This is a genomic window from Pseudoalteromonas sp. Z1A8, assembly GCF_011378855.1.
Lineage (GTDB): Bacteria > Pseudomonadota > Gammaproteobacteria > Enterobacterales > Alteromonadaceae > Pseudoalteromonas.
Genome location: NZ_WTLB01000028.1, coordinates 1 through 21,418, shown reverse-complemented (window position 1 = coordinate 21,418; position 21,418 = coordinate 1). Strand labels below are relative to the sequence as shown.

The 21,418-nt window shown below is 39.1% G+C and carries 16 protein-coding genes; 1 reads left to right on the top strand and 15 read right to left on the bottom strand.

Translation table 11 applies throughout. The features are described 5' to 3' along the window. Positions 1 to 36: 36 nt before the first annotated feature. From ccoG to GQR55_RS12070, 10 genes are all read right to left on the bottom strand, one after another. Positions 37 to 1,419 carry a cytochrome c oxidase accessory protein CcoG gene (gene ccoG / locus GQR55_RS12115; RefSeq protein ID WP_166420805.1) on the bottom strand — a complete coding sequence of 461 codons (1,383 nt, stop codon included), beginning with the start codon at positions 1,417 to 1,419 and terminating at the stop codon, positions 37 to 39. Positions 1,420 to 1,577: 158 nt separating this feature from the next. Continuing rightward, positions 1,578 to 2,993, bottom strand: a complete 1,416-nt coding sequence (locus GQR55_RS12110; protein WP_166420804.1) for a sigma 54-interacting transcriptional regulator — start codon at positions 2,991 to 2,993, stop codon at positions 1,578 to 1,580. A 93-nt stretch (positions 2,994 to 3,086) separates the two neighbouring features. Then, positions 3,087 to 4,391 (bottom strand): AarF/ABC1/UbiB kinase family protein, encoded by a 1,305-nt coding sequence (locus tag GQR55_RS12105; RefSeq protein ID WP_166420803.1) that lies wholly within the window; start codon positions 4,389 to 4,391, stop codon positions 3,087 to 3,089. 68 nt (positions 4,392 to 4,459) lie between these two features. Next, positions 4,460 to 5,014 carry a DUF1439 domain-containing protein gene (locus GQR55_RS12100; RefSeq protein ID WP_166420802.1) on the bottom strand — a complete coding sequence of 185 codons (555 nt, stop codon included), beginning with the start codon at positions 5,012 to 5,014 and terminating at the stop codon, positions 4,460 to 4,462. 371 nt (positions 5,015 to 5,385) lie between these two features. Then, positions 5,386 to 8,067, bottom strand: coding sequence for a DUF349 domain-containing protein (locus GQR55_RS12095; protein ID WP_166420801.1), 2,682 nt, complete (start codon positions 8,065 to 8,067; stop codon positions 5,386 to 5,388). Beyond that, a complete protein-coding gene (locus GQR55_RS12090; protein WP_007378333.1) occupies positions 8,057 to 8,338 on the bottom strand; it encodes a DUF1315 family protein in 282 nt (93 codons plus the stop codon). Before GQR55_RS12090 ends, GQR55_RS12095 begins: the two co-directional genes overlap by 11 nt. 1 nt (position 8,339) lies before the next feature. Continuing rightward, positions 8,340 to 8,666 carry a hypothetical protein gene (locus GQR55_RS12085; protein WP_024593065.1) on the bottom strand — a complete coding sequence of 109 codons (327 nt, stop codon included), beginning with the start codon at positions 8,664 to 8,666 and terminating at the stop codon, positions 8,340 to 8,342. Positions 8,667 to 8,805: 139 nt separating this feature from the next. Continuing rightward, positions 8,806 to 10,308 carry an alanine/glycine:cation symporter family protein gene (locus GQR55_RS12080; RefSeq protein ID WP_166420800.1) on the bottom strand — a complete coding sequence of 501 codons (1,503 nt, stop codon included), beginning with the start codon at positions 10,306 to 10,308 and terminating at the stop codon, positions 8,806 to 8,808. Between the two features lie 387 nt (positions 10,309 to 10,695). Then, positions 10,696 to 11,823, bottom strand: coding sequence for a M14-type cytosolic carboxypeptidase (locus GQR55_RS12075; protein WP_010554015.1), 1,128 nt, complete (start codon positions 11,821 to 11,823; stop codon positions 10,696 to 10,698). 183 nt (positions 11,824 to 12,006) lie between these two features. Next, on the bottom strand, positions 12,007 to 13,449 hold the full coding sequence (locus GQR55_RS12070; RefSeq protein ID WP_024605016.1) for a glyceraldehyde-3-phosphate dehydrogenase: 1,443 nt from the start codon (positions 13,447 to 13,449) through the stop codon (positions 12,007 to 12,009). Between the two features lie 173 nt (positions 13,450 to 13,622). Here GQR55_RS12070 and GQR55_RS12065 point away from each other — a divergent pair, with 173 nt between their 5' ends. Next, on the top strand, positions 13,623 to 14,423 hold the full coding sequence (locus tag GQR55_RS12065; RefSeq protein WP_166420799.1) for a DUF2989 domain-containing protein: 801 nt from the start codon (positions 13,623 to 13,625) through the stop codon (positions 14,421 to 14,423). Between the two features lie 286 nt (positions 14,424 to 14,709). Here the strand turns inward: GQR55_RS12065 and ihfA are convergent, their stop codons facing one another. From ihfA to GQR55_RS12040, 5 genes are all read right to left on the bottom strand, one after another. Continuing rightward, entirely contained in the window at positions 14,710 to 15,009 is a 300-nt protein-coding gene (gene ihfA / locus GQR55_RS12060; protein ID WP_002960690.1) for an integration host factor subunit alpha, read from the bottom strand. A 2-nt stretch (positions 15,010 to 15,011) separates the two neighbouring features. Continuing rightward, a complete protein-coding gene (pheT, locus tag GQR55_RS12055) occupies positions 15,012 to 17,399 on the bottom strand; it encodes a phenylalanine--tRNA ligase subunit beta (RefSeq protein ID WP_166420798.1) in 2,388 nt (795 codons plus the stop codon). 15 nt (positions 17,400 to 17,414) lie between these two features. Next, positions 17,415 to 18,395, bottom strand: a complete 981-nt coding sequence (gene pheS / locus GQR55_RS12050; protein WP_002960692.1) for a phenylalanine--tRNA ligase subunit alpha — start codon at positions 18,393 to 18,395, stop codon at positions 17,415 to 17,417. Between the two features lie 346 nt (positions 18,396 to 18,741). Beyond that, positions 18,742 to 19,452: a DnaA regulatory inactivator Hda gene (gene hda, locus GQR55_RS12045; RefSeq protein ID WP_197181207.1), complete on the bottom strand. Its 711-nt coding sequence runs from the start codon at positions 19,450 to 19,452 to the stop codon at positions 18,742 to 18,744. Then, positions 19,452 to 20,507: a DUF2066 domain-containing protein gene (locus GQR55_RS12040; protein ID WP_166420797.1), complete on the bottom strand. Its 1,056-nt coding sequence runs from the start codon at positions 20,505 to 20,507 to the stop codon at positions 19,452 to 19,454. The genes hda and GQR55_RS12040 overlap by 1 nt, the downstream gene beginning before the upstream one ends. Between the last annotated feature and the right edge of the window lie 911 nt (positions 20,508 to 21,418).

Sequence of the window (21,418 nt, the reverse complement as noted above, 5' to 3'; positions counted from 1 at the left end):
GGGCATTTTTTGTATTTTTATGAAGCTTTATCAATCTTAGTTTTTATAAAACTGACTGTCTTTGGTTATAGTAATACTGGCGTCTTCTTGCGCCGTTACAATAAACTGTAGCTTACTCACTTTACGCTCAATATCGTAACCATCGGCTGTTACGGTCACTGGTACGCTTTTCATAACACCCGGTTGAACAAGTGTAGAGCGTGGGCTTGAGAGTATTGCACCAGGTAAACCCTCTATAGCGATGCTGTAATGCAGTGCTTGTTGGGTTTTATTAATAATAGTAAGTGTGTAAGGGTTTTCTACAAGGCCTTCGTAGTTCACTCTGTAGAGCGCATTTCTGTCGCGTAGTACCGAGGCTTCTATAGGGGTACGTTGCAGCATCCATGCAAACATCGATATTATTAACAAAGCCGTTAATGCGCCATATCCTACTAGTTTTAACCTAAATGGATTGGTTTTCCCCCCTTCCATTTGTTTTTCACTCGCGTATTTAATTAAGCCTTTTTCGTAACCAAATTTATCCATGGTATCGTCGCAAGCGTCAATACATAAACCACAGTTTATACATTCATATTGCATTCCATTTCGAATATCTATACCTGCAGGGCATACGTCTACACACAAGTTACAGTCTACGCAGTCACCTAGGTTAAGCTCTTTTGGATCGGCTTTACGTTTACGCGGACCACGGCTTTCACCTCGCTTACTGTCATAAGTAACAAGTAACGTATCTTTATCAAACATAACAGCCTGAAAACGAGAATATGGGCATGCAATAGTGCACATTTTTTCGCGTAAAAACCCTGCATTTCCATAAGTACAAAAAGCGAATAAAAACACCCAAAAACTTGTAATACCTGACCATTCAAACGTGATCATCTCCATATACAAACTTTTAGCCGGAATAAAATACGCCATAAACGAGGTCGCAGTTAAAATAGAAATAACAATCCATGCGCTGTGTTTAGTTATTTTTTTGCGCCAAGTGCTTAGCGTCCACTGTGATTTATCTAATTTAATTCGCTGATTTCGTGTGCCTTCTATGCGTTGCTCCACCCACGAAAACATGAGCATCCATATTGTTTGAGGGCATGTATAACCACACCAAACCCGACCAAGCCAGTTAGTTACAAAAAACAACGCAAAGGCGCCCACCATAAACAGCAGCGCTAAAATCATAAAATCTTGAGGAAGGAGTGTTAGACCGAAAATAGTAAAGGTTTGCGTTGCCACATCAAGCAGCACAGCTTGTTGTCCGTTGTATTGGATCCACGGTATTGCAATAAAAGTTAGCATTAACAACCAGCCTAAATTACGGCGTATGCGCTGAAAAAAACCTTTTTGCTCGCGGATATAAATTGGCCCTTCAGTGTTATAGGGCTTAATGATCATGTCTTCTTCTTTAATATCAAACTTCATAGTACTTGCTTTATTATGACGGTGTTAAGCAAACTATTGCAACTTTCAGACCAAACTGAAACTTAAGTTACTTCATTGATATTTATATACTTATTAAAATAAACAAAAAACAACAATCGCGATATAAAGCGAATTACGCGTTATATCGCGAATTCTCGCTAATCTTTATTTATACCCAGTTTTCGCATTTTTGAGCGCAGTGTACTCTCAGGCAAACCCAGTTTAACGGCCGCTCCTTTATCACCCGATATTTGCCAGTGCGATAATGCGAGAACAGAGGTTATATGCTGCTTTTGTGCTTCATCGAGCGTAAGCGAAGGGTTAATAACTACTTTACCACCTGCTTGTAAAGGTTGGCTTAGCTGTAGTACAGCCTGATTAGATAAAATAGCTTCGCGTTCAAGCACATTTTGCAGCTCTCTAATGTTGCCCGGCCAATCATAGGCTTGCAGTTGTGTAATTGCTTTTTTACTTAGCCCTTTTAAGTGTTTGCCCAGTCGTTTATTTAATTGTGTAATTAAATTAGCGCATAAATAAGGAATATCTTCTTTTCGATCTTTTAAAGCAGGTACTTTTATAGGAAATACATTAAGTCGATAATACAAATCAATTCTAAACGTGCCCTTTTGTACCATTTCCCATAAATCGCGATTAGTCGCGGCAATGACTCTAATATTTACTTTTAGCGTATTACTGCCACCAACACGTTCAAATTCTTGCTCTTGCAGTACTCTGAGTAATTTACTTTGCGCCTCAAGCGGCAGCTCTGCTATCTCATCTAAAAACAAGGTGCCTTTATCGGCAAGTTCAAAACGCCCTTTACGACGCTCATTTGCACCTGTAAACGCACCTTTTTCGTGACCAAATAATTCTGACTCTAGTAAACTCGGTGTAAATGCTGCGCAATTTACTTTAATAAAAGCTTGCTCGCTGCGTTTACTTAACCGATACAAGTTACGGGCTACTAGCTCTTTACCTGTGCCATTTTCGCCAAGTATAAGCACTGTACTGTCGGTTTCACTTACCAGCTTTATTTGATCTAACATGGTTTGAAAAATATGGCTTTGTCCAACTAGCCCTGAGTCTTGCCAATCTTCGTTAAGCTCTGCAATTAAGTAGTTGTTTTCATCTTTTAGCTGCTCACTTAAATGCTTTACTTGCTCAAGTGCCTCTTGCAGTGCATTTTGTGTGTGTTGCTGCTGTGATATATCGCGAAATACTGCTACTGCACCAATTAATTGATCATTTCGATAAACCGGTGTTGAAGTGTACTCTACTGCAAACGAACTGCCGTCTTTACGCCAAAAAATTTCATTTTTAACTTCACGACGTTTTCCGTCAAACATGGTGCAATATATTTGGCATTCATCCGCAGGATAAGGCGTACCATCTGCATGAGTATGGTGATGATATTGATGTATTTTTTTACCTAATAAATCCTCTGCTCGCCAACCAGTCATGCGCTCAGCGGCAGGATTAACAAACACAGCATTACCCGATAGGTCAAAACCATATATGCCCTCACCTACTGCATTGAGCAATAACTTAGGATCGTTTAAAAATTGTTTTATCATAAATACACCTCGCGAAATATCGCGAGCATTATGGCAATTTTTTAAACTAAGTGCACTCATTACTTAAAATGCACTTACGTGTAAATTAAAACGCTATAAATAGTGCTGAAATAGCGTTTTTACATCTATTTTTGCACCTAGCCTTGCGGCTATTAAGTAAAGTCCTGCAAGTTTTCGGTGAATAAATAGCGCATCAACGGGCGGTGTATGCCATTGCTGAGATTGCGCACTAAGGGCAAGCCCTGCATTTTTAATTTTGAGCGCTAGTTCGCTGTTTTTAAAATCAAACTCGTCATTTGCTCTTAGTGGCTCGCATGCCATTAAAAATAAATCGATAACGTTATTTTTATACTCATCAACCAAGTCATTTTTAAAATAACCAATGTGTAAAGCCGCTCTAAGCACGCCTTCTCGGTTGTTTTCACTGCCCGCTTTAAATAAGGCCAAATAAGCGTGGCTGAGCTCAGATGATATTTCTCGCGTTGCACCAAAATCAAATAAAACAATTTTTTGTGTATCAAGCTGATAATGAAAGTTGGCAAAGTTAGGGTCGGTTTGAATGAGTTTAAAATCAAACATCTCTTTAAAAAACAAATCAATTAGCTGTGCTGCAACAAAGCTTTTCTGGTTATTAGGTAGCTCTGTAATACTCTCAATCGGCTCTGCTTTTATATATTCCATGGTAAGTACTTGCTGCGTGCTGTGCTCTGGATATACGTTAGGCACTTTAAAATGGGGGTTAGTTACTAGTGCATTTTTATAACGTATTAAATATTGCGCTTCTCTCGTATAATCAGCTTCGGCCAATAACTGCGCTTTGGCTTCACTAATAAGCGGTTTAATATTAAGATCTTTTGGTAATAATCGAGAAAGCGTTAATAACGAAATAACATTGTCGACATCACTTACTACACTTTTTGCAATACCAGGGTATTGAATTTTAACAGCAAGCTGATCGCCATTTTCTTTATAAGCTAAATGAACTTGCCCAATAGAAGCGGCTGCAAAAGGTCTTAATTCAATATGAGAAAAACGCGCTAGCCAATCATCTCCCCATTGCTCTTTTAACACTTCTACAAGCTGCTTATGAGGCATTGGATTCGCGTCTGAGCGCAGTAAAGCAAGTAATTGAGCTAATTCAGGACTGAGTAAGTCTCCGGCATCCATTGAGAGTAATTGCCCAAGCTTCATTGCTGCACCACGTAAATGTGATAACTGTGTGGCGAGCTTTTCAATGTTTTTAGATTGTAGTAATAAACTTTTGTTATCCCAACCTTTACCTGTTAATGCGCTCTTAGCACCATCAACTAACATATTGGTTGCAACACCGGTTGCTAGTGAGCCTAATTTAGCAAAGCGAGAAAGTCGAGAAGTGGGAACAGTACGAGGAGCCGCCATAATATTAAAACCTAATTAGCCTGAAAGTCAGGCTAATTAATACGTATATTGTAAGTAGGTCGATCTACTTATAGACGAGGTACTAGCTTAATTGCACCTTCGCTTATTTTCATATCGAGTGGAAGTTTACTAAGTAGCATTATTTTAGGGTCATCCATATTTAGAGTATAAACAGGGTTAACCGCTAAAAAAGCATTAATCACTTCCATTGCTTGGCTATCAAGTGCGCCTAAATTACCTTTAAAACCACCGGCATCTACACTCGAATCAAGTAATTTAATATTACGTAAAAATACTGCTTTTTTCTCACTGTCGTAAAATGGGCTACCTTCAATTTGCAGCTTTAAACGCACTGGATACTTTAGTGCAAATGCATTAATTTCAGCGCTTGAATCTGCGCCAAGCACAACAACATCGCGGTTATCGGGTCCAATATTCACACTTAAGTCGTTTACATCAAACTGAACTGGCAAACCCATTAAGCTTACTTTCTCACTTAACTTTGGTAATTGTTTACTAAGTACAGACTCAACCTCAGAGTTAGTAAATGAATATACTGATATGCCTTGCGTGGTATTACAGGCAGTTAAAAATAACGCTGCAATAATAACTAAAATTCTCATGAGAACCCTTTTATTTATAATGAAGTAATGATGCTTATAAAAAAGCCGCTATTAAAGCGGCTTATTAAAATACTAACCAGTATATATTAAACTGGTTCTAGGACGTGTTGACCTTTGTGGATTGAAATTTGTTCAATCTAGGGTCGATTTAATCGCGGCGTGAGGTTTGTAACCTAGCGGGCTAAGTCAAAACCGAGCAACAAAGAGTTAATCGACCCTAGAAAGAACCCAAAGGGCAGCGCATGTTTGGCATTTATGCTGCGTTATTGCCTATTTATGGGGAATAACCACACTACATAGACTCTGCCTTGCCTAAATACCAAACAGTCTGCTGCAAATTCAACCACGAAAGGTCAACACGCCCTAGTGTATTAAGCTGCAAGTATCGCTTTAAGTCGCATTAGTGTGTCAGGTTCAACTGAACCGCCACTGAGCGCTAGTAACTGTTTTAAATAATAGTTTAAATCAGCATGTTCGCCACGATGCTTGTCATCTAGCATGGCTACTTGTTCTGCCATTCTAAGTGACTTATCAGTTGAGCTTACGTTCGCTAGTATTTCCATGCGCGTAATAAGCTGTTCAGTATTTAATGTTGTTTTAAGCGGTGCTTGGTACTGACTTGGTAACGCTTCATTGTTCTCAAGTGCTGTAATTAGTGCATCTAAATTAGCTTGCTCTGATTTGCTTGTAAGCAATGCAAGTTTATCTTCAATGGCCGCTAGTAGCTTAGTCACTTTTGGCACTAACGATCTAAACTGTGCATACCCTTTCACTTTTGTTTCTAGGTCGTGTAGCTGTGCTCTTTGATTTACATCACTAAGTGCTGCTTCAAGCTCAGCAAGTTCTGCAACGGCTTGTTTATCCGACTCGTTTTGCTCAAGTTTTTGCTGTTCAAACTCACTACTACGCTTAGTAAATGTTTCATCGTTAAACTGACGAAACTTTTGCCATAACGCATTTTCAGCTTTTAAACCTGCAAAACCAATGGTTTGCCATTGCTGCTGCATTTGCTTCAACTCTTGGCACGCAGCGGCTAAATCGTCACTTTGTGACAGCTGCTCTGCTTTTTCTACTAACTCATTTTTAAGTGCAGCATTACTTTTATGAAATGCGTTTAATAAAGCCAGTACTTGCTGTTGCTCATTTTTATAACGATCGTTTAATGTACGGTATGTTTTAGGATCAACTTTACCTACACTGCGCCACGCTTTGTTCAAACGATTATATTGGCTTTCATATTGCTTCCAATCAAAATCATCCTCAGCAGTAGGCTGTAAATGAAGTGCATGCATGTCGCTAATAATACTTTCGCGTTGTGCTTTAGATGCTTCGCGTTGTACTTCTTGCTCTGCGAAGTAACTACGACAAGGTGCAAATAACAGCTCGATTTTTTCATCAAACTGAATACCTTGTTGCTTCTCTTCGTCTGTATCTAAACGACCTAGCTCATTCCAACGTTTACGTAGCGCTTTTACCTGCTCAGCACGTTGTTGTGGGTCAGTACACTCTTCACTTACTAATGCGCTTACTTCTTCTAATAAAGCTTCACGCTTTGGTGCAGCAGCGTATTTTTGCCAATCTTTAGCGTCTGCAAGTTGCGCTTCAAGCTCTGCTTTTATATTTACAAGCGACTGCTGGTATTTTTCAGTAAGGGTATTAAATAATTCTTCAAACCCTTTAAATACGCCAAAAGCAACGTTAAAACGGCCTTCTTCAATTAGGCGTTTAACATCACGTGCTTTACGTTTTGCTTGGCTTTGGTTTTTTTCAAGCGGCTTAACGAGTTCATTCATTGGTGCTAAAAATTGCTTTTTATGCGCGTTTAGCTGTGCTTTAAACGAACTTTGCAGTGCACCATCTAAAATATTTAAATGATTACGCGCTGCTTTAAAGCCATTATTAAACTCAGTTAAAGTAGCATCGTACTGCGTTAAGTCTTCTGCTGGTTTAATTTCACACAATGCTGTAAAAGCGAGCTTGTACTCTTTAATGGCAGCGGTTAGCTCAGGTAGCTTAGCAACTTGAGTAAATAACTTTTCTAACTTACTTACAGCAAGTTTTGATTGCGTGTTATTAGCAAGCTCTGTTTCGCTAATAGCGTGCTTAGCTTGCGCTACTTTTGCATCAAGCCAATCTTGTTGAATTTGCTCTGGCGTTTCAAGACCAAGTTGTAAGGCATTTTCAATTTCTTCGCTTAACGCTTCAAGCGTTGCAAGGGCTAGCAATTGGCGTTGCTGTTGTGCTAATTGTTGCTGCTCTTTGTCGTGTACTGCTTTTAACTGCTCAATATGTGCATTTAACTTAGTGGTAATCGAAGTATATTTTTCATCAAGCAGCTTAACGCGCTCATCACTTAACCATTTAAGCTCAAGTGCTTGCCATTGAGCCATTAGCTCGCCTGCTTGTGGATTAACAACACCAAAGTCTGTTTTTTCACGCAAAGCATTTAACTTCGCTAAAATAATACGTGTTGCACCCTCTACTTCAAGTGGCTTTTCTATTGCTAGACGTTCATTTTCAATATGCGTTTCAAGTGCTGATTTTGCTCCACTCTTCGCATGTTTTACTAATGGCTTAACTAATTGATGAGTAATAACAAGTTCAACTAATTGAGTTTGTAGCTCTTCGCTACCTTCTTTAAATGCTTTTTCTACTAGTTTTGGATTTGCTAAACGTTTTAATAATTTAACGCGTACTTGCAGCTCTTTTTCTGCAAACGCTAACTTTTCAAGTGTTTTTACTGGCGCAAAGCGCTCAATGTATTCATTTTTAATTTGCGGTGTTAGTGCACTTTCGCTATTTAAAACAGCATTTGATATTTGCAGCTCTGCTATATCTTTTAATGCCTGATCTTGTTTATACGCTTTCCACCAAAGAGGTAAATCGTTTACTTTTTGTAGTGCTTTGCGGCGTATTTCAGCTGAGCTATCTTCAAGTGCTAACGTGTTTAATATGGTTGCATCACGTTCAATGTCTAATTTTTCGATAGCATCAAGACGTACTTGTTGCTTAGGGTGTTTCCACTTCGGTGTAAAAAGGTGCTTAAAGATCATGTTCACTAAACCTAGCTATTTCGTTGTCTGATTTGAATTCTTTTTGTAGTTGAGCTTTTGTCTTTTGGATCATTTCACCATTAGCACCAATCGTAAATTGCTCATTAGATTGAGCCACCTTTGCTTGATACAACATAACCAACTGCACTGTTTGTTGCTTTTGCTCATCTGATAAAACGGTGCCATCTGGCCATTTGCCAGTAGAAGCACCGTATTGCAAGCGTTCGAATAATTCGGGAGTAATATTTTGTACAAGATTGTCGATATTCATGTCATTTTTTCTTTTTTAGAGTCACTAAAATAATACGGTTTATAATATACCAAATACAACCTACGCCAATTGCGGCAGTATAAGCATACCACTGAAGCGTTTCTTCTTGCGGTTGTAAAAAGTACAAACAGAAAAAACCACCTAAAAATAAGATAAGCGCCAAAAAGGAGTGATTTAGAAACATCTGCTTTTTTTTAATTCGCTGTTCGCGTTGAAGCTGTAAAACTTGCTCGTCGTTTAGCTCTGCAATGTTACTTTCGCAATGCGGACATTGTTTATGTTTATCTGAAATTGATTTTGCACATTTTGGGCAACGAATAATCGCCATACTTCTCTCCATACTACGCATAAAAAAAGCGCCTTTCGGCGCCTTTATTGTACTTGTTTTATTTCTCGTTGTCTTTTTTGAATTTAAACCAATAAGTGATTTAGAAACGATAAACATCCAAGTTACTCACTAAGTTTAACTACTCAGCGTCTTTTGACTGTTTTGCTAGGCGTTTTTCCCAAAAAGTAGCATTTTTAATACCTAATTTAACTGGGTCAAATGTGACTTTTCCGCCCTTTTTCTTCTGTTCTTCATAATCACTTAAACATAATAAAGCAGGCTTAGCTACGAAGAAAATAGCTAAAATACCTAGTATGTTAATCCAAGCCATTAAGCCAACGCCAATATCACCAATAGTCCAAATATAGCCTGAATTGTTGACCATGCCGTATGCAACCATAAACATAATCACAAATTTCACGATAACAAGCGGGATACTGCCTTTAAAATAACGATTCAAGTATGCAATGTTAGTTTCTGCAATAAAGTAATAAGCAAGTATTGTAGTAAAGGCAAAGAAGAATAATGCAATACCTACAAATGCTTGTCCAAAACTGCCAAATACACTAAATAAAGCCATTTGAGTAAAGGCTGCTGAGCCTACTTCAGTGGCTGCATCAACATTTTGTACAATAAACTGTCCTGCTGGTAACTCACCCACAACATTGTATTGCTGCGTTATTAAAATCATCAACGCTGTTGCTGTACACACAAAAATAGTATCAACATAAACAGAAAAGGCTTGTACTAATCCCTGTTGAGCAGGATGGTCTACTTCTGCAGCGGCTGCTGCATGAGGCCCAGTACCTTGGCCTGCTTCATTAGAATATATACCACGTTTGACGCCCCAACCAATAGCAGCACCAAAACCGGCCTGCGCAGTAAATGCATCACTAATAATTAAATAAAATATATCGCCCACTTTATCTAAGTTTATAAATACAACGATTAGTGCCAATACTATGTAACCAAGCGCCATAAATGGCACTACAATTTGCGTAAAGTTAGCAATACGCTTTATACCGCCAAAAATAATAAATGCTAAAACAATAAGTATAATTGCTAGTGCAACTAACTTAAAGCTACCTACGTCACCAAAGCTAGTAGTGACCATATTGCCATCGCCAAACACTTGGGTAAACGCATTACCTACCGCATTTGCTTGTACGCCGGGCAGAAAAACACCACAGGCAATAATTGCCGAAACAGCAAATAAAACAGCTAGCCATTTTTGCCCTAAACAACGGTCAAAATAATATGCTGGACCACCACGATATTGCCCGTTTTCTTCTGTTTTATAAATTTGCCCTAAAGTAGATTCAGCGTATGCGGTACTTGCTCCTAGAAAAGCAACAACCCACATCCAAAAAATAGCACCTGGCCCACCAAAACCGATAGCTGCTGCAACACCTGCGATATTACCAACACCTACTCGTCCAGATAACGATACAGCAAGGGCTTGAAAAGATGAGATACCTTTATCAGACGTGTTAGGACTAAATAATAGCTTACACATTTCTTTAAAATGTCTAACTTGAGCAAATCGAGTTAACACTGAATAAAACAAGCCTGCGCCTAGGCATAAATAGATGAGTGCATTACTCCAAACAACATCATTAACAGCGCTTACAAAAGCTTCCATGGATATCCTCTATAGTTATATTTATTATTTTTAATTACGAGACTCTGCTTTAGCTACTACGCAACATAAGTTTCACGAAATAAGGTTTTACCTTTCCCGTCCCGACTCATTATTTAATTAATCTTAACTTAAGTACCCCAACTTTGTTAACACTTAATTTTCAAAATATCTAATTACGTAGCTATCGCAAGGCACTACATCAGCAGTATTTAAAGGAAAGTAGATTGATTTGTACCGATACGGTGATGATACGGTGATGATACGCGGCGAAGAAACGTTAAAAACGTTTTGGAATGAAGTTGCTATATGATTATTATTTTTTGTAAAAGGGGTTTTACTAAAAGTAAAAAGGGCATCAAAACTATTGATACCCTTCAAATAAACGTTTTATCTTAAATTATCAACAACATTAACAATAGCCGCTAATGTATCTTGACCAAACTGATATGAACGACGGTCCGACCAGCCATAGTCTGGATCTGGTAAATCGTTGTTATCTTTAAATGGCATTTCAATTGTGTACGTTAATGCTTTAAATTCTTCAGCTGTAGCTGATGAGCCTACTGTAAGGTTAGCTTGGCCTGGCTCATCTTTTGGATAGCCATGTTCATCTTGAAACTCTGGAGTAATAGTTAAAAGCGCTGCTTTAAAGCTATCTTCTAGGCCTTTAAGACGTGCATCGTAACTTGGAATACCTTCACTGCCTGCAACAAAGTTATACGGGATAGCTTCATCGCCGTGTATATCAAGGTGCATATCTAGGCCAGCTTCACGCATTTTATTAAGTACTAAGTAAACTTCAGGGCTATTTTCCATGCTTGGTGTCTGCCATTCACGGTTTAAGTTAACGCCTTTAGCGTTAGTACGCAGATGTCCGCGTGCGCTGCCGTCAGGGTTCATATTTGGTACAACGTAAAATACTGCTTTTGACAATAATGCAGCTGCATGTGGGTCTTCGTCATCAAGTAATTTGTGCAATAGCCCTTCTACATACCACTGCGCCATTGTTTCACCTGGATGTTGACGTGCTGTGATCCAGATGTTTTTCTTATCTTCACTTGGCTCACCAATTTTAAGCACACTCATATCGCGGCCATCTAGTGTTTCACCAAGCGTGATTAATTGGCAAGCCCCTTGGCTTTGTGCCCAAGACAATAAATCTAAATGGCGGTCGTAGCTGTATGGTGCAAAGTAAGCAAAATACACGCTGCCGCACTCTGGTTCAATTTCAAAGCTTAATGTACCATTTTCATAGCTTGATGGTACACGAAACCATGTTTGACGGTCATATGATGCAACGGCTTGATACCCTTCCCAACCATCTGGGTAAGCTGATTTATCAAGCTCATTAATATTTAACTTATGCAATTGGTAAGGTGTTGTTTCAAGACGAAAGTGAAACCACTGATAAAATTCAGACTGGTGATCTTTATTAATTTCTAATTGAATATTTAAAGGATCGGTGGCTTCAATAACTTTGATATTACCACTGTCGAAATTGCTGCTGATTTTCATGAAAAAACCTTTAGGTTGAATAAGTTTATCTGCTTATTAATTCACAGACCTGACATTATTTTGTAAATAGTAAAACGAATGTACATTTTCTTAATTAAAGCCTATCACAAGGCATACGCTTTAAAAATAATACACGACCAAAAAAGCCAGCAACATGCTGGCTTTTAAGTCACTGCAAATAAATTAGCGAGGTAAGCTTGGGAATGACACTTCGGCCATATCGCGCATACAACGAACTACTTGGCAGCTGTAACCAAACTCATTGTCGTACCATACATATAAAACAATACGGTTATCTTCAACAATCGTTGCTTGTGAATCAACAACACCTGCGTAACGGCTACCTACTAAATCGGTAGATACAATTTCCGTTGATGCGGTGTAATCAATTTGGTCACGTAAGTCTGAATGAAGTGCAGTATCGCGTAAAAATGCGTTTAGCTCTTCAACCGATGTGCTTGTTGCTAAATTAAGGTTCAAAATAGCTAGCGACACATTAGGTGTAGGTACGCGGATTGCGTTACCTGTTAATTTGCCTTCAAGCTCTGGTAATGCTTTTGAAACCGCTTTCGCAGCACCTGTTTCAGTAATTACCATGTTAAGTGCTGCGGCACGGCCACGACGCTCTGCTTTGTGGTAGTTATCAATAAGGTTTTGATCGTTCGTGTACGAGTGTACAGTTTCAACATGACCATTATTAATACCAAACTTATCGTTTAATGCTTTAAGCGTTGGTGTAATTGCATTAGTTGTACAGCTTGCTGCACAAACAATTTTATCTTCAGGTAAAATATCTTTGTTGTTAACACCATATACGATGTTTTTGATATTACCTTTTGCAGGAGCTGTTAATAATACTTTTGCAGCGCCTTTACACTCTAGATGCTGGCCAAGGCCCGCTTCGTCTTTCCAAATGCCGGTGTTATCAACAATTAATGCATTGTCGATACCGTATTGAGTGTAATCAATTTCGCTAGGAGAGTTGGCGTAAATAACTTGAATGTAGCTACCGTTAGCTTTAATTGCATTACGCTCTTTATCAATAGTGATTGAACCATTGAACGGACCGTGGATTGAATCACGACGTAATAAGCTTGCACGCTTTTCTAGGTCGCCATCTTTACCGCCACGCACAACAATAGCGCGCAAACGTAAATCTGCATATGGTCCTGATTTTTCAATTAATAAACGCGCTAGTAAACGACCAATACGACCAAAACCATACAATACAACATCGCGTGGTTCTTTCGCTGGTAAGTCAGCTATTTCTGCAAGTTCATCTTTTACAAATTCTTCTACTGAGCGGCCTTTAGCTGCTTCTGTAAACAAATAGCTATATGCAAGTTTACCAATATCAATACGTGCAGAGTTTAATTCCATTTTGCTGATAGCTTCTAAAAATGGGAAGCTTTCGCGTAAACGTAATTTAGTGCCTTCAAACTGAGCAACAGTTTTGTGAGATTTGATAATATCGATAGTACTGGCATTTACGAGAGGACGGCCATATACAGCGATTTCAATACCACGATTACGGTAAAGCTTACCAATGATTGGTTGCATGCTTTCTGCGTAATCTTGGCGCTCTTGCCAACTATTTGTGTATTCTAACTCGTGAGATGAGGTCATTTTATTTACCTAAGTTTATCATTTTGAACGGATAGCCTTTAAAAATGCACTATATTTTGAGAGTAATGCACTTCGGCAGGGCTATTCTAATTTAATCTGAAGTTATTCTCTACTGTTAGGCGTTAAATGATTGCGTTAGAATAACAAAGTAAATATTCATTTGGGGTTAAGGGATGCTTAAAAAAGCAAGTGTACTATTGGGTTTGCTTACGTTGACAGGGTGTGAAGAACCGTTGACACTCGCAAAAGTGTGTAAAGAAACACCTGGCTTTTGTAGCGACTTAAACAAAGACAGTCACTGCAAGGATGAACGCGCTGATGTAATTATTAAACGTTACATAGAATACAAAGACCCTACTGATGAAAATAAATACCAATTACTCAAGAACTTTGAATCTTATAACCAATGTATAACTGTGGCTGCTAAAATAGAGCATATTAAGTTAAAAGCTAAAAAAACGTCACGTATTGACGGTCAATTAACGAGCATTAAAGAAATGACTCGGTTATATCAAGATACCCAAAATACAAACCATCCCGGTTTGCTCTACTACCAATGGTCACGAAATAATAACCAGAGCGCACTGACTAAATTATTGGCTATAGAAAATGACAAAAGTGTAACGCAAAGTGCCGAAATGCAGTTTTTTCTAGCATCTTACTATATTAAATTTGATGATGAAAAAACCATAGATTTGCTTTATAAAACTTTAGAGCTTAATAAAAAAGATAACGTACCTAACCCTGAAGTGTATACATCACTTATTAGTCTTTTTTATAAACATGATAAATTTAAGCACGCTTATATATTTTCTAAAGTAGCGCAAATGTCGGGAATTGAAAATATTGATGGGTTTGAAATTGAGCAGCAATTAATAACAAATGGTAAAAGCTTAGACGGCCTAGATGTACTTGCAGAGCAAACATTTCAGCAAATAATGGCAGGTGATTTTGTATCGCCTCGAGAATTTTAATTTATAATCGCAAAAATAACCTAATACCAATCTGCTTATGTATGGGTTCTATTTAACGTTAAGGAAATTACGCTAGAACTAGGCAAAAATTTTTGTATCTAGTTGTTCTCGGCAATTGCTCCCTGCATTGCTCTACCTCCTGCATCCATGCAGTCGTAAATAAAAAATTTTTAACGACGTTATAGTGCAATTTAATCCGTTAAATTGATCAAGATTTATGCAGGTTGGTATAATTTAATAACTAGGTTATTCAGGCAAATAAAAAGGCAGCTTACGCTGCCTTTTTTTATTTTGCTTTGCTTGTGCCCACTTCTACGCGGGTTTTAAGCTTTTGACCTGGTCGAAAAGTCACCACGCGACGTGCCGAAATAGGAATATCTTCGCCTGTTTTCGGGTTGCGGCCTGGTCTTTCTTTTTTGTCTCGAAGATCAAAGTTACCAAATCCAGAGAGCTTAACCTGCTCGCCTTTTTCTAGCGCTGAGCGGATTTCTTCAAAAAACGCTTCAACTAAATCTTTGGCATCTTTTTTATTGATCCCGAGCTTTTCAAATAGGTGTTCAGCTATGTCGGCTTTAGTAAGCGCCATATCTAGTCCCTCAACGATGCATTAAACTGTTCGGCCAATTCGGCCACCACGTTATCAACTACTAGATTGATATCTTTCTCTTCGAGTGTTCTATCAACCGCTTGCAGTGTTAGAGCAATCGCCAAACTCTTATAATTTGGCTCAATACCTTTGCCCTTATACACATCGAATAAGTTTAGGTCAACCAATTGATTTCCGCCAACTTTTTCGATCACGCTTAAAATGTCACCAGATTTAACGCTGTCTGCCACTAAAATCGCGATGTCGCGGCGATTTGAAGGGAATTTAGACACCCCTTCTGCTTGCGGTAAATTTCTTTTTTCTATTGCTGACATTTCAATTTCAAAAACAAAAGTTGCGTTGTTGATATCTAACGACTTTTGAGCTTGAGGATGTAAAGCACCAAAAAAACCAACCTTTTTGCCATCAACATATATTACTGCTGACTGACCAGGGTGAAGTCCATCTGACTGCTCCGCTTTAATTTCAAAACGAGTTACGTCATTGGTAATAGCAAGTAAAGCTTCAACATCGCCCTTTAGGTCGTAAAAATCAACGTTACGTTTTTCTTCAACCCAATGCTCACCATTTACAAGACCCGTAATAACACCACCAATAACCGGTACTTGGTAAACACCGTTTTCTGCACTTTCGTCGCTTATAAACTTAAGCCCATGTTCGAATAAACGAATACGAGGCTGTTGACGATTTTGGTTATACGCCAAAGACGCTAATAAACCCGGCATTAAACTTACGCGCATTGCAGACATTTCAATTGAAATAGGGTGCGGCAATACCATAGCTTTACACTCTGGGTGTAAAATAGCTTGTGCTTTAGGGTCTACAAAACTGTATGTAATAGCTTCTTGGTAACCACGAGTAACGAGCGTATTGCGGAACTTGCTAAGCGCAATAGTTGCTTCGTTATGCGTGGTCATTTTAAGTTTTGCAGTTGGTGCAACGTTAGGAATGCTGTTGTAACCGTAAACACGTGCTACTTCTTCAATTAAATCTTCTTCGATGCGAATATCAAAACGGTAGCTTGGTACGTCCGCACTCCAGCTTTCATTTTCTACTTTAACATCAAGACCTAAACGCGTAAGAATATCAGTTACTTTAGCATCTTCAATATGATGACCAATAACACGGTCTAAACGTGCACGACGAAGACGTACTTCAGTCACTTTTGGAAGTTTGTCAGCTGCGACAGCTTCAACTACTGGGCCTGCTTGACCACCTACAATCTCAAGTAGAAGTGCTGTTGCACGTTCCATTGCATCATGTTGCAAAGCAAAATCAACACCGCGTTCATAACGGTGTGAAGCATCAGTGTGTAAACCGTAACTACGTGCTTGCCCTGCGATTGCAACAGGATTAAAGAACGCGCTTTCAAGTAATATGTCAGATGTTTTATCTGTAACGCCTGATTGCTCACCACCAAAAACACCTGCTATTGCTAGCGCTTTGTTATGATCGGCTATCACAAGTGTTGTCTCGTTCAATTTAGCGGTGTTACCGTCTAATAAAACAAGCTCTTCACCTGCGGCTGCACTACGTACTTTAATACCACCTTCAATCGCATTTAAATCAAACGCGTGCATTGGATGACCAAGTTCAAGTAATACATAGTTTGTAACATCAACTACTGGGTCGATTGAACGTACGCCACTACGACGTAGCTTTTCAACCATCCAAAGCGGTGTTTCTGCATCAAGATTAATGCCTTTTATCACACGACCAAGGTAACGAGGACATGCATTTTCATTAACTAGCTCAATTGATACTTTGTCATCAATTGTTGGAGTAACCGTAGGGATATCTAATACATTTACGTCAATGCTGTTTAAAACACCTACTTCACGTGCAAGGCCTTTAATACCTAAACAGTCACCACGGTTTGGCGTTAAATCAACATCTATAATACTATCATCAAGACCTAGGTAATCACGTAAATCAGTGCCTACTGGTGCATCGCTTGGCAATTCCATAATGCCGTCGCCTTCTTCGCTAATACCTAGCTCAACAAAAGCACATAGCATTCCGTTTGAAGGTTGGCCGCGTAGTTTGGCTTTTTTAATTTTAAAGTCACCAGGCAGTACAGCGCCCACAGTTGCAACAGCAACTTTAATACCTAAACGACAATTTGGTGCACCACACACGATATCAAGTAGCTCATCGCCACCTACGTTAATTTTGGTAACACGCAGTTTATCTGCATCAGGGTGTTGTCCACATTCAACAACTTCACCAACAACTACGCCATTAAATTTGGCAGCAGCAGGCTCAACGCCATCAACTTCTAGACCAGCCATTGAAAGCTGTTCCGAAAGAGCTTGCGTATCAATAGCAGGATTAACCCACTCTCTTAACCACTTTTCACTAAATTTCATTTTATTATTTCACTCTTAACGGAACTGGTTTAGGAATTTTAAGTCATTTTCGAAAAATGCACGTAAATCGTTTACGCCATAGCGCAACATAGTTAAGCGCTCTACACCCATACCAAAAGCAAAGCCGGTGTATTTTTCTGGGTCAATACCCACAGACTTAAGTACGTTTGGATGTACCATGCCGCAGCCTAGTACTTCTAACCACTTACCGTCTTTACCCATAACATCTACTTCAGCTGAAGGTTCTGTAAATGGGAAGAATGAAGGACGAAAACGAATTTCCATATCTTCTTCAAAGAAGTTACGTAAAAAATCATGCAAAATACCTTTAAGCTCAGTAAAGCTAACATCGGTATCAACCATCAAACCTTCAACCTGATGGAACATAGGTGTATGTGTTTGATCGTAGTCGTTACGGTATACACGACCAGGTGAAATAATACGCAGTGGTGGCTGCTCAGTTTCCATAGTACGAATTTGCACGCCACTTGTTTGTGTACGAAGTACTAATTTAGGATTGAAATAAAAGGTATCGTGGTCAGCACGAGCAGGATGATGCTCAGGAATATTTAGCGCATCGAAGTTATGGAAATCATCTTCGATTTCTGGACCTGATTTAACTTCAAATCCTAACTCACCAAAAAAGCTTTCTATGCGCTCAATAGTGCGCGTAACTGGGTGTAAACCGCCAGTAGGCATAACACGCCCTGGTAGAGTTACATCTATAGTTTCAGCAGCTAGTTTTTCTTCAAGTGCTTTACTTGCTAGCAACTCACGCTTTTCGTTAATAGCAGCTTGTACATCTTGTTTAGCTTGGTTTATAACTTGGCCTGCTTCTTTACGTTCTTCAGGTGCTATTTTACCTAACGTTTTAAGTAAGCTAGTGATTTCGCCTTTTTTACCAAGGTAATTAACCCTGATATCTTCTAACTGCGCTATTTCACTGGCACTGGCTACCGCCTCAAGTGCTTGCGCTAATATGTTTTCTAAGTTCATTCGATACCTGATCTTTCACAGAAGGTGATTGCTTAAGAGCGTGTTGGCCTTTCAAGATTGCTTTACAACAGTGTTATTGGTTATTAAACAAGGCTAAGCACTGCGATGTAGTTTCCTACATCATCATGCTATAACGCTAAATAAAGACCAAATACATGCTGCCTGAAGTGCTTTACTGTGGGTGGCTTATTTTTTTGTTGCTCTAGTTTTGTATACAAATACTATGGTACAAACTTTGCAACGTGATTAAAACACTCTTCAGTAAAACAAATTCCAATCAGGAAAGGTAAACACGCTCTGATAATAGCTTATGATAACTGAAAGCAGGGTCTAGATTCTAGACCTACTACAGCTTTAACGTTGATTTTATAAAAGGAATAGTTAATTTTCGTTGTGCGGCCATCGATGCATGATCTAATTTGTCGAGTACATCTAATAAAGCACGCATATCACGGCTTAAACGCGTTAATAAAAAGCGTGCACACTCATCACTTAATTCAAGGCCACGCATATGAGCGCGCTTAACTAGTGCTTGGGCTTTATCGTCATCACTCATAGAGCGAATTTGAAAAGTTGTACCCCACGTTAAACGGGATTCTAAGTCGGGCAGCGTAATATTAAGCATACTTGGAAGTAAATCGGCAGTTACTACTAACATTTTACCGGGTTCGTTAAATCGGTTAAAAAAGTTAAATAGTGCTTTTTCCCATGCATCATTTCCTGCAACTAAATGCACATCATCGATACATAGAACATCAAGCGCTTCCAAGCCGTCTAATACCATAGGTCCAAAATCAACTACTTCGCGCATAGACAGCAGCATATTAGATAAGCCACGCTCTTGAGCTTTAATGCAGGTTGCATACAAAAGGTGAGACTTACCCGAATCACCTAACCCACATAAATAAGTATACTGAAACTTTTTAGCTAACTTCGAAAAGCTATCTTTTAAATGGTTAACCTCTAACGAATCTTCCCCACCAAAGTACGATGCAAATGTTTCGTCATCCGGTAAGGTAACCGGTAATGCCATTTGCATCGGCTCAGACATTATCATTATGGCGTTACCCATTGATACTCTAGGCTATTTTTATCGACAACATGATAAAAAGCGCGTGGATCCTCATAATCTTTAAATGAGGAGTCGAGCCCTAAGCCTTTTTTAAGATCGCTTAGATTACCAGTGTGGTTTAGTTTAAATTCTACAAATTCTGGTGTTTTACGAACAATTTTAACTTGCGTAACAACGCTTAAGTTCAATAATCTTTGCTTTGCTAATTCAATATCAACAAAACTTTGCGTGCCTTTTAATGTTAGCGTGGCCGCGGCTTGTTCATAATAAGCATTTGGATCAATAGCGTACTCGCTTGCAAGGCCTCGTGCTAGGGTATCGATCATTTGGCTCACTATTTGCTGCTTATCGCCCGTTAATCTATTTGAATCAAATTGATCATCATTAGTAAAACGCCAATCTAAAATCCAATTTTCGCTATCTGCTTCTTTATACATTCTTGCTGTAATACTTCGCTCAGCACTGTAGCGTCTAGAGGCCTCTTCTACTGGTTCTGAAAAGTTACCCCATACCTCAGGAATACCTACTAAACGTCTATCTTGTAAATCAAGTAATGGCACAACGACAGGTAAACCTCGGCGTCCAGCTTTGTCATAAATGAGCTGTTCTAACTGCGGGTAACTTTCTTGTGTTACTAATTCTCTGCGCCAATTGTCTTCAATACCTAACCATATTGCGACTAATGGGCGTTGTACTCCCCATAAAGGTAAGTTTAACTCTTTGATTAACGCATTGATCTTTCGAGCTTCAAATTTAACAACGAGTTTCAATTGTCCATTTGCTCTCTCGTCATATTCAAACTTAAGCATATAATCAGAAATATCTTTAGTGCGTTGCTGCGCTAGTTTGTTTTGATCCGCAGTTTCATCACCGCTTACTTTCACTAAAACATTGAGTAAAGCTTTACGGCTCGCTGCTAATCGAGTGTCTCGTGTTTTATCATCCACTTTTAAAATATCTTGATATAGATCAGTTACTTCAACTGCCGACGCAGAAAAACAAAATAAAATGGATATGGCGCTAATTAATAATCTATACACAGGCTATTAGTTCTTGGTTTTAAACTGATTTGATCCTAAATCAAACCCAGTAACAAAGCAAAATTATATTTGTTATCAGTATTATTATATAAAATTTAGAAATAGAGACTTTAAAATATATTGTTAATTATCGATTTAGTTTATAGGATTCTTAGGTGTTTTTAACGTCGGGAGTCGCGTTGCTCGCTCAACCTACGTGGTGGGCGTTTGTTTAGTGTGCATTAATTGTACGCATTTCACTTTTCTGCAGACATAAAAAAGCCCGAATCGTTAGATTCGGGCTTTCTACAATTTGAAGCCTGCTGATCTCATAGTGCCCACAGCGGTAGAAAGTCACGTAGCAAATGCTACTTTATTGGCCGACTGAGATATTGAGGGATTTTATTGTGTTTTTAAGCGTCGGGAGTCGCGTTGCTCGCCCGACCTACGTGGTGGGTGTTGATGTGGTGTGTATTAATTGTGCAACTTTCACTTTTCTGCAGACGTAAAAAAGCCCGAATCGTTAAATTCGGGCTTTCTACAATTTGAGGTCGGTGCGCTACGCAGTAGGATGTCGTAGTGCCCACAGCGGTAGAGAGCCACAGTGAAATGCTACACTATCTTTGTGTCGGGGCGGCCTTCCGCGGGGCTCGCCTTCGAGCTGTTTTGTTTCACTACTGAGTTCGGTATGCGCTCTTGGCTATTTATTAAATCCCAGACAGTAAAAAACCCGTCACATTGCTGTAACGGATTTCTACAATTTGAAGCCTGGTAATGTCGTAGTGCCCACAGCGGTTGAGAGCCCCATAGCAAATGCTACACTATCTTTGTGTCGAGGCGGGCTCGCCTTCGAGCTGTTTTGTTTCACTACTGAGTTCGGTATGCGCTCTTGGCTATTTAATAAATTCCAGATAGCAAAAAAACCGTCACAT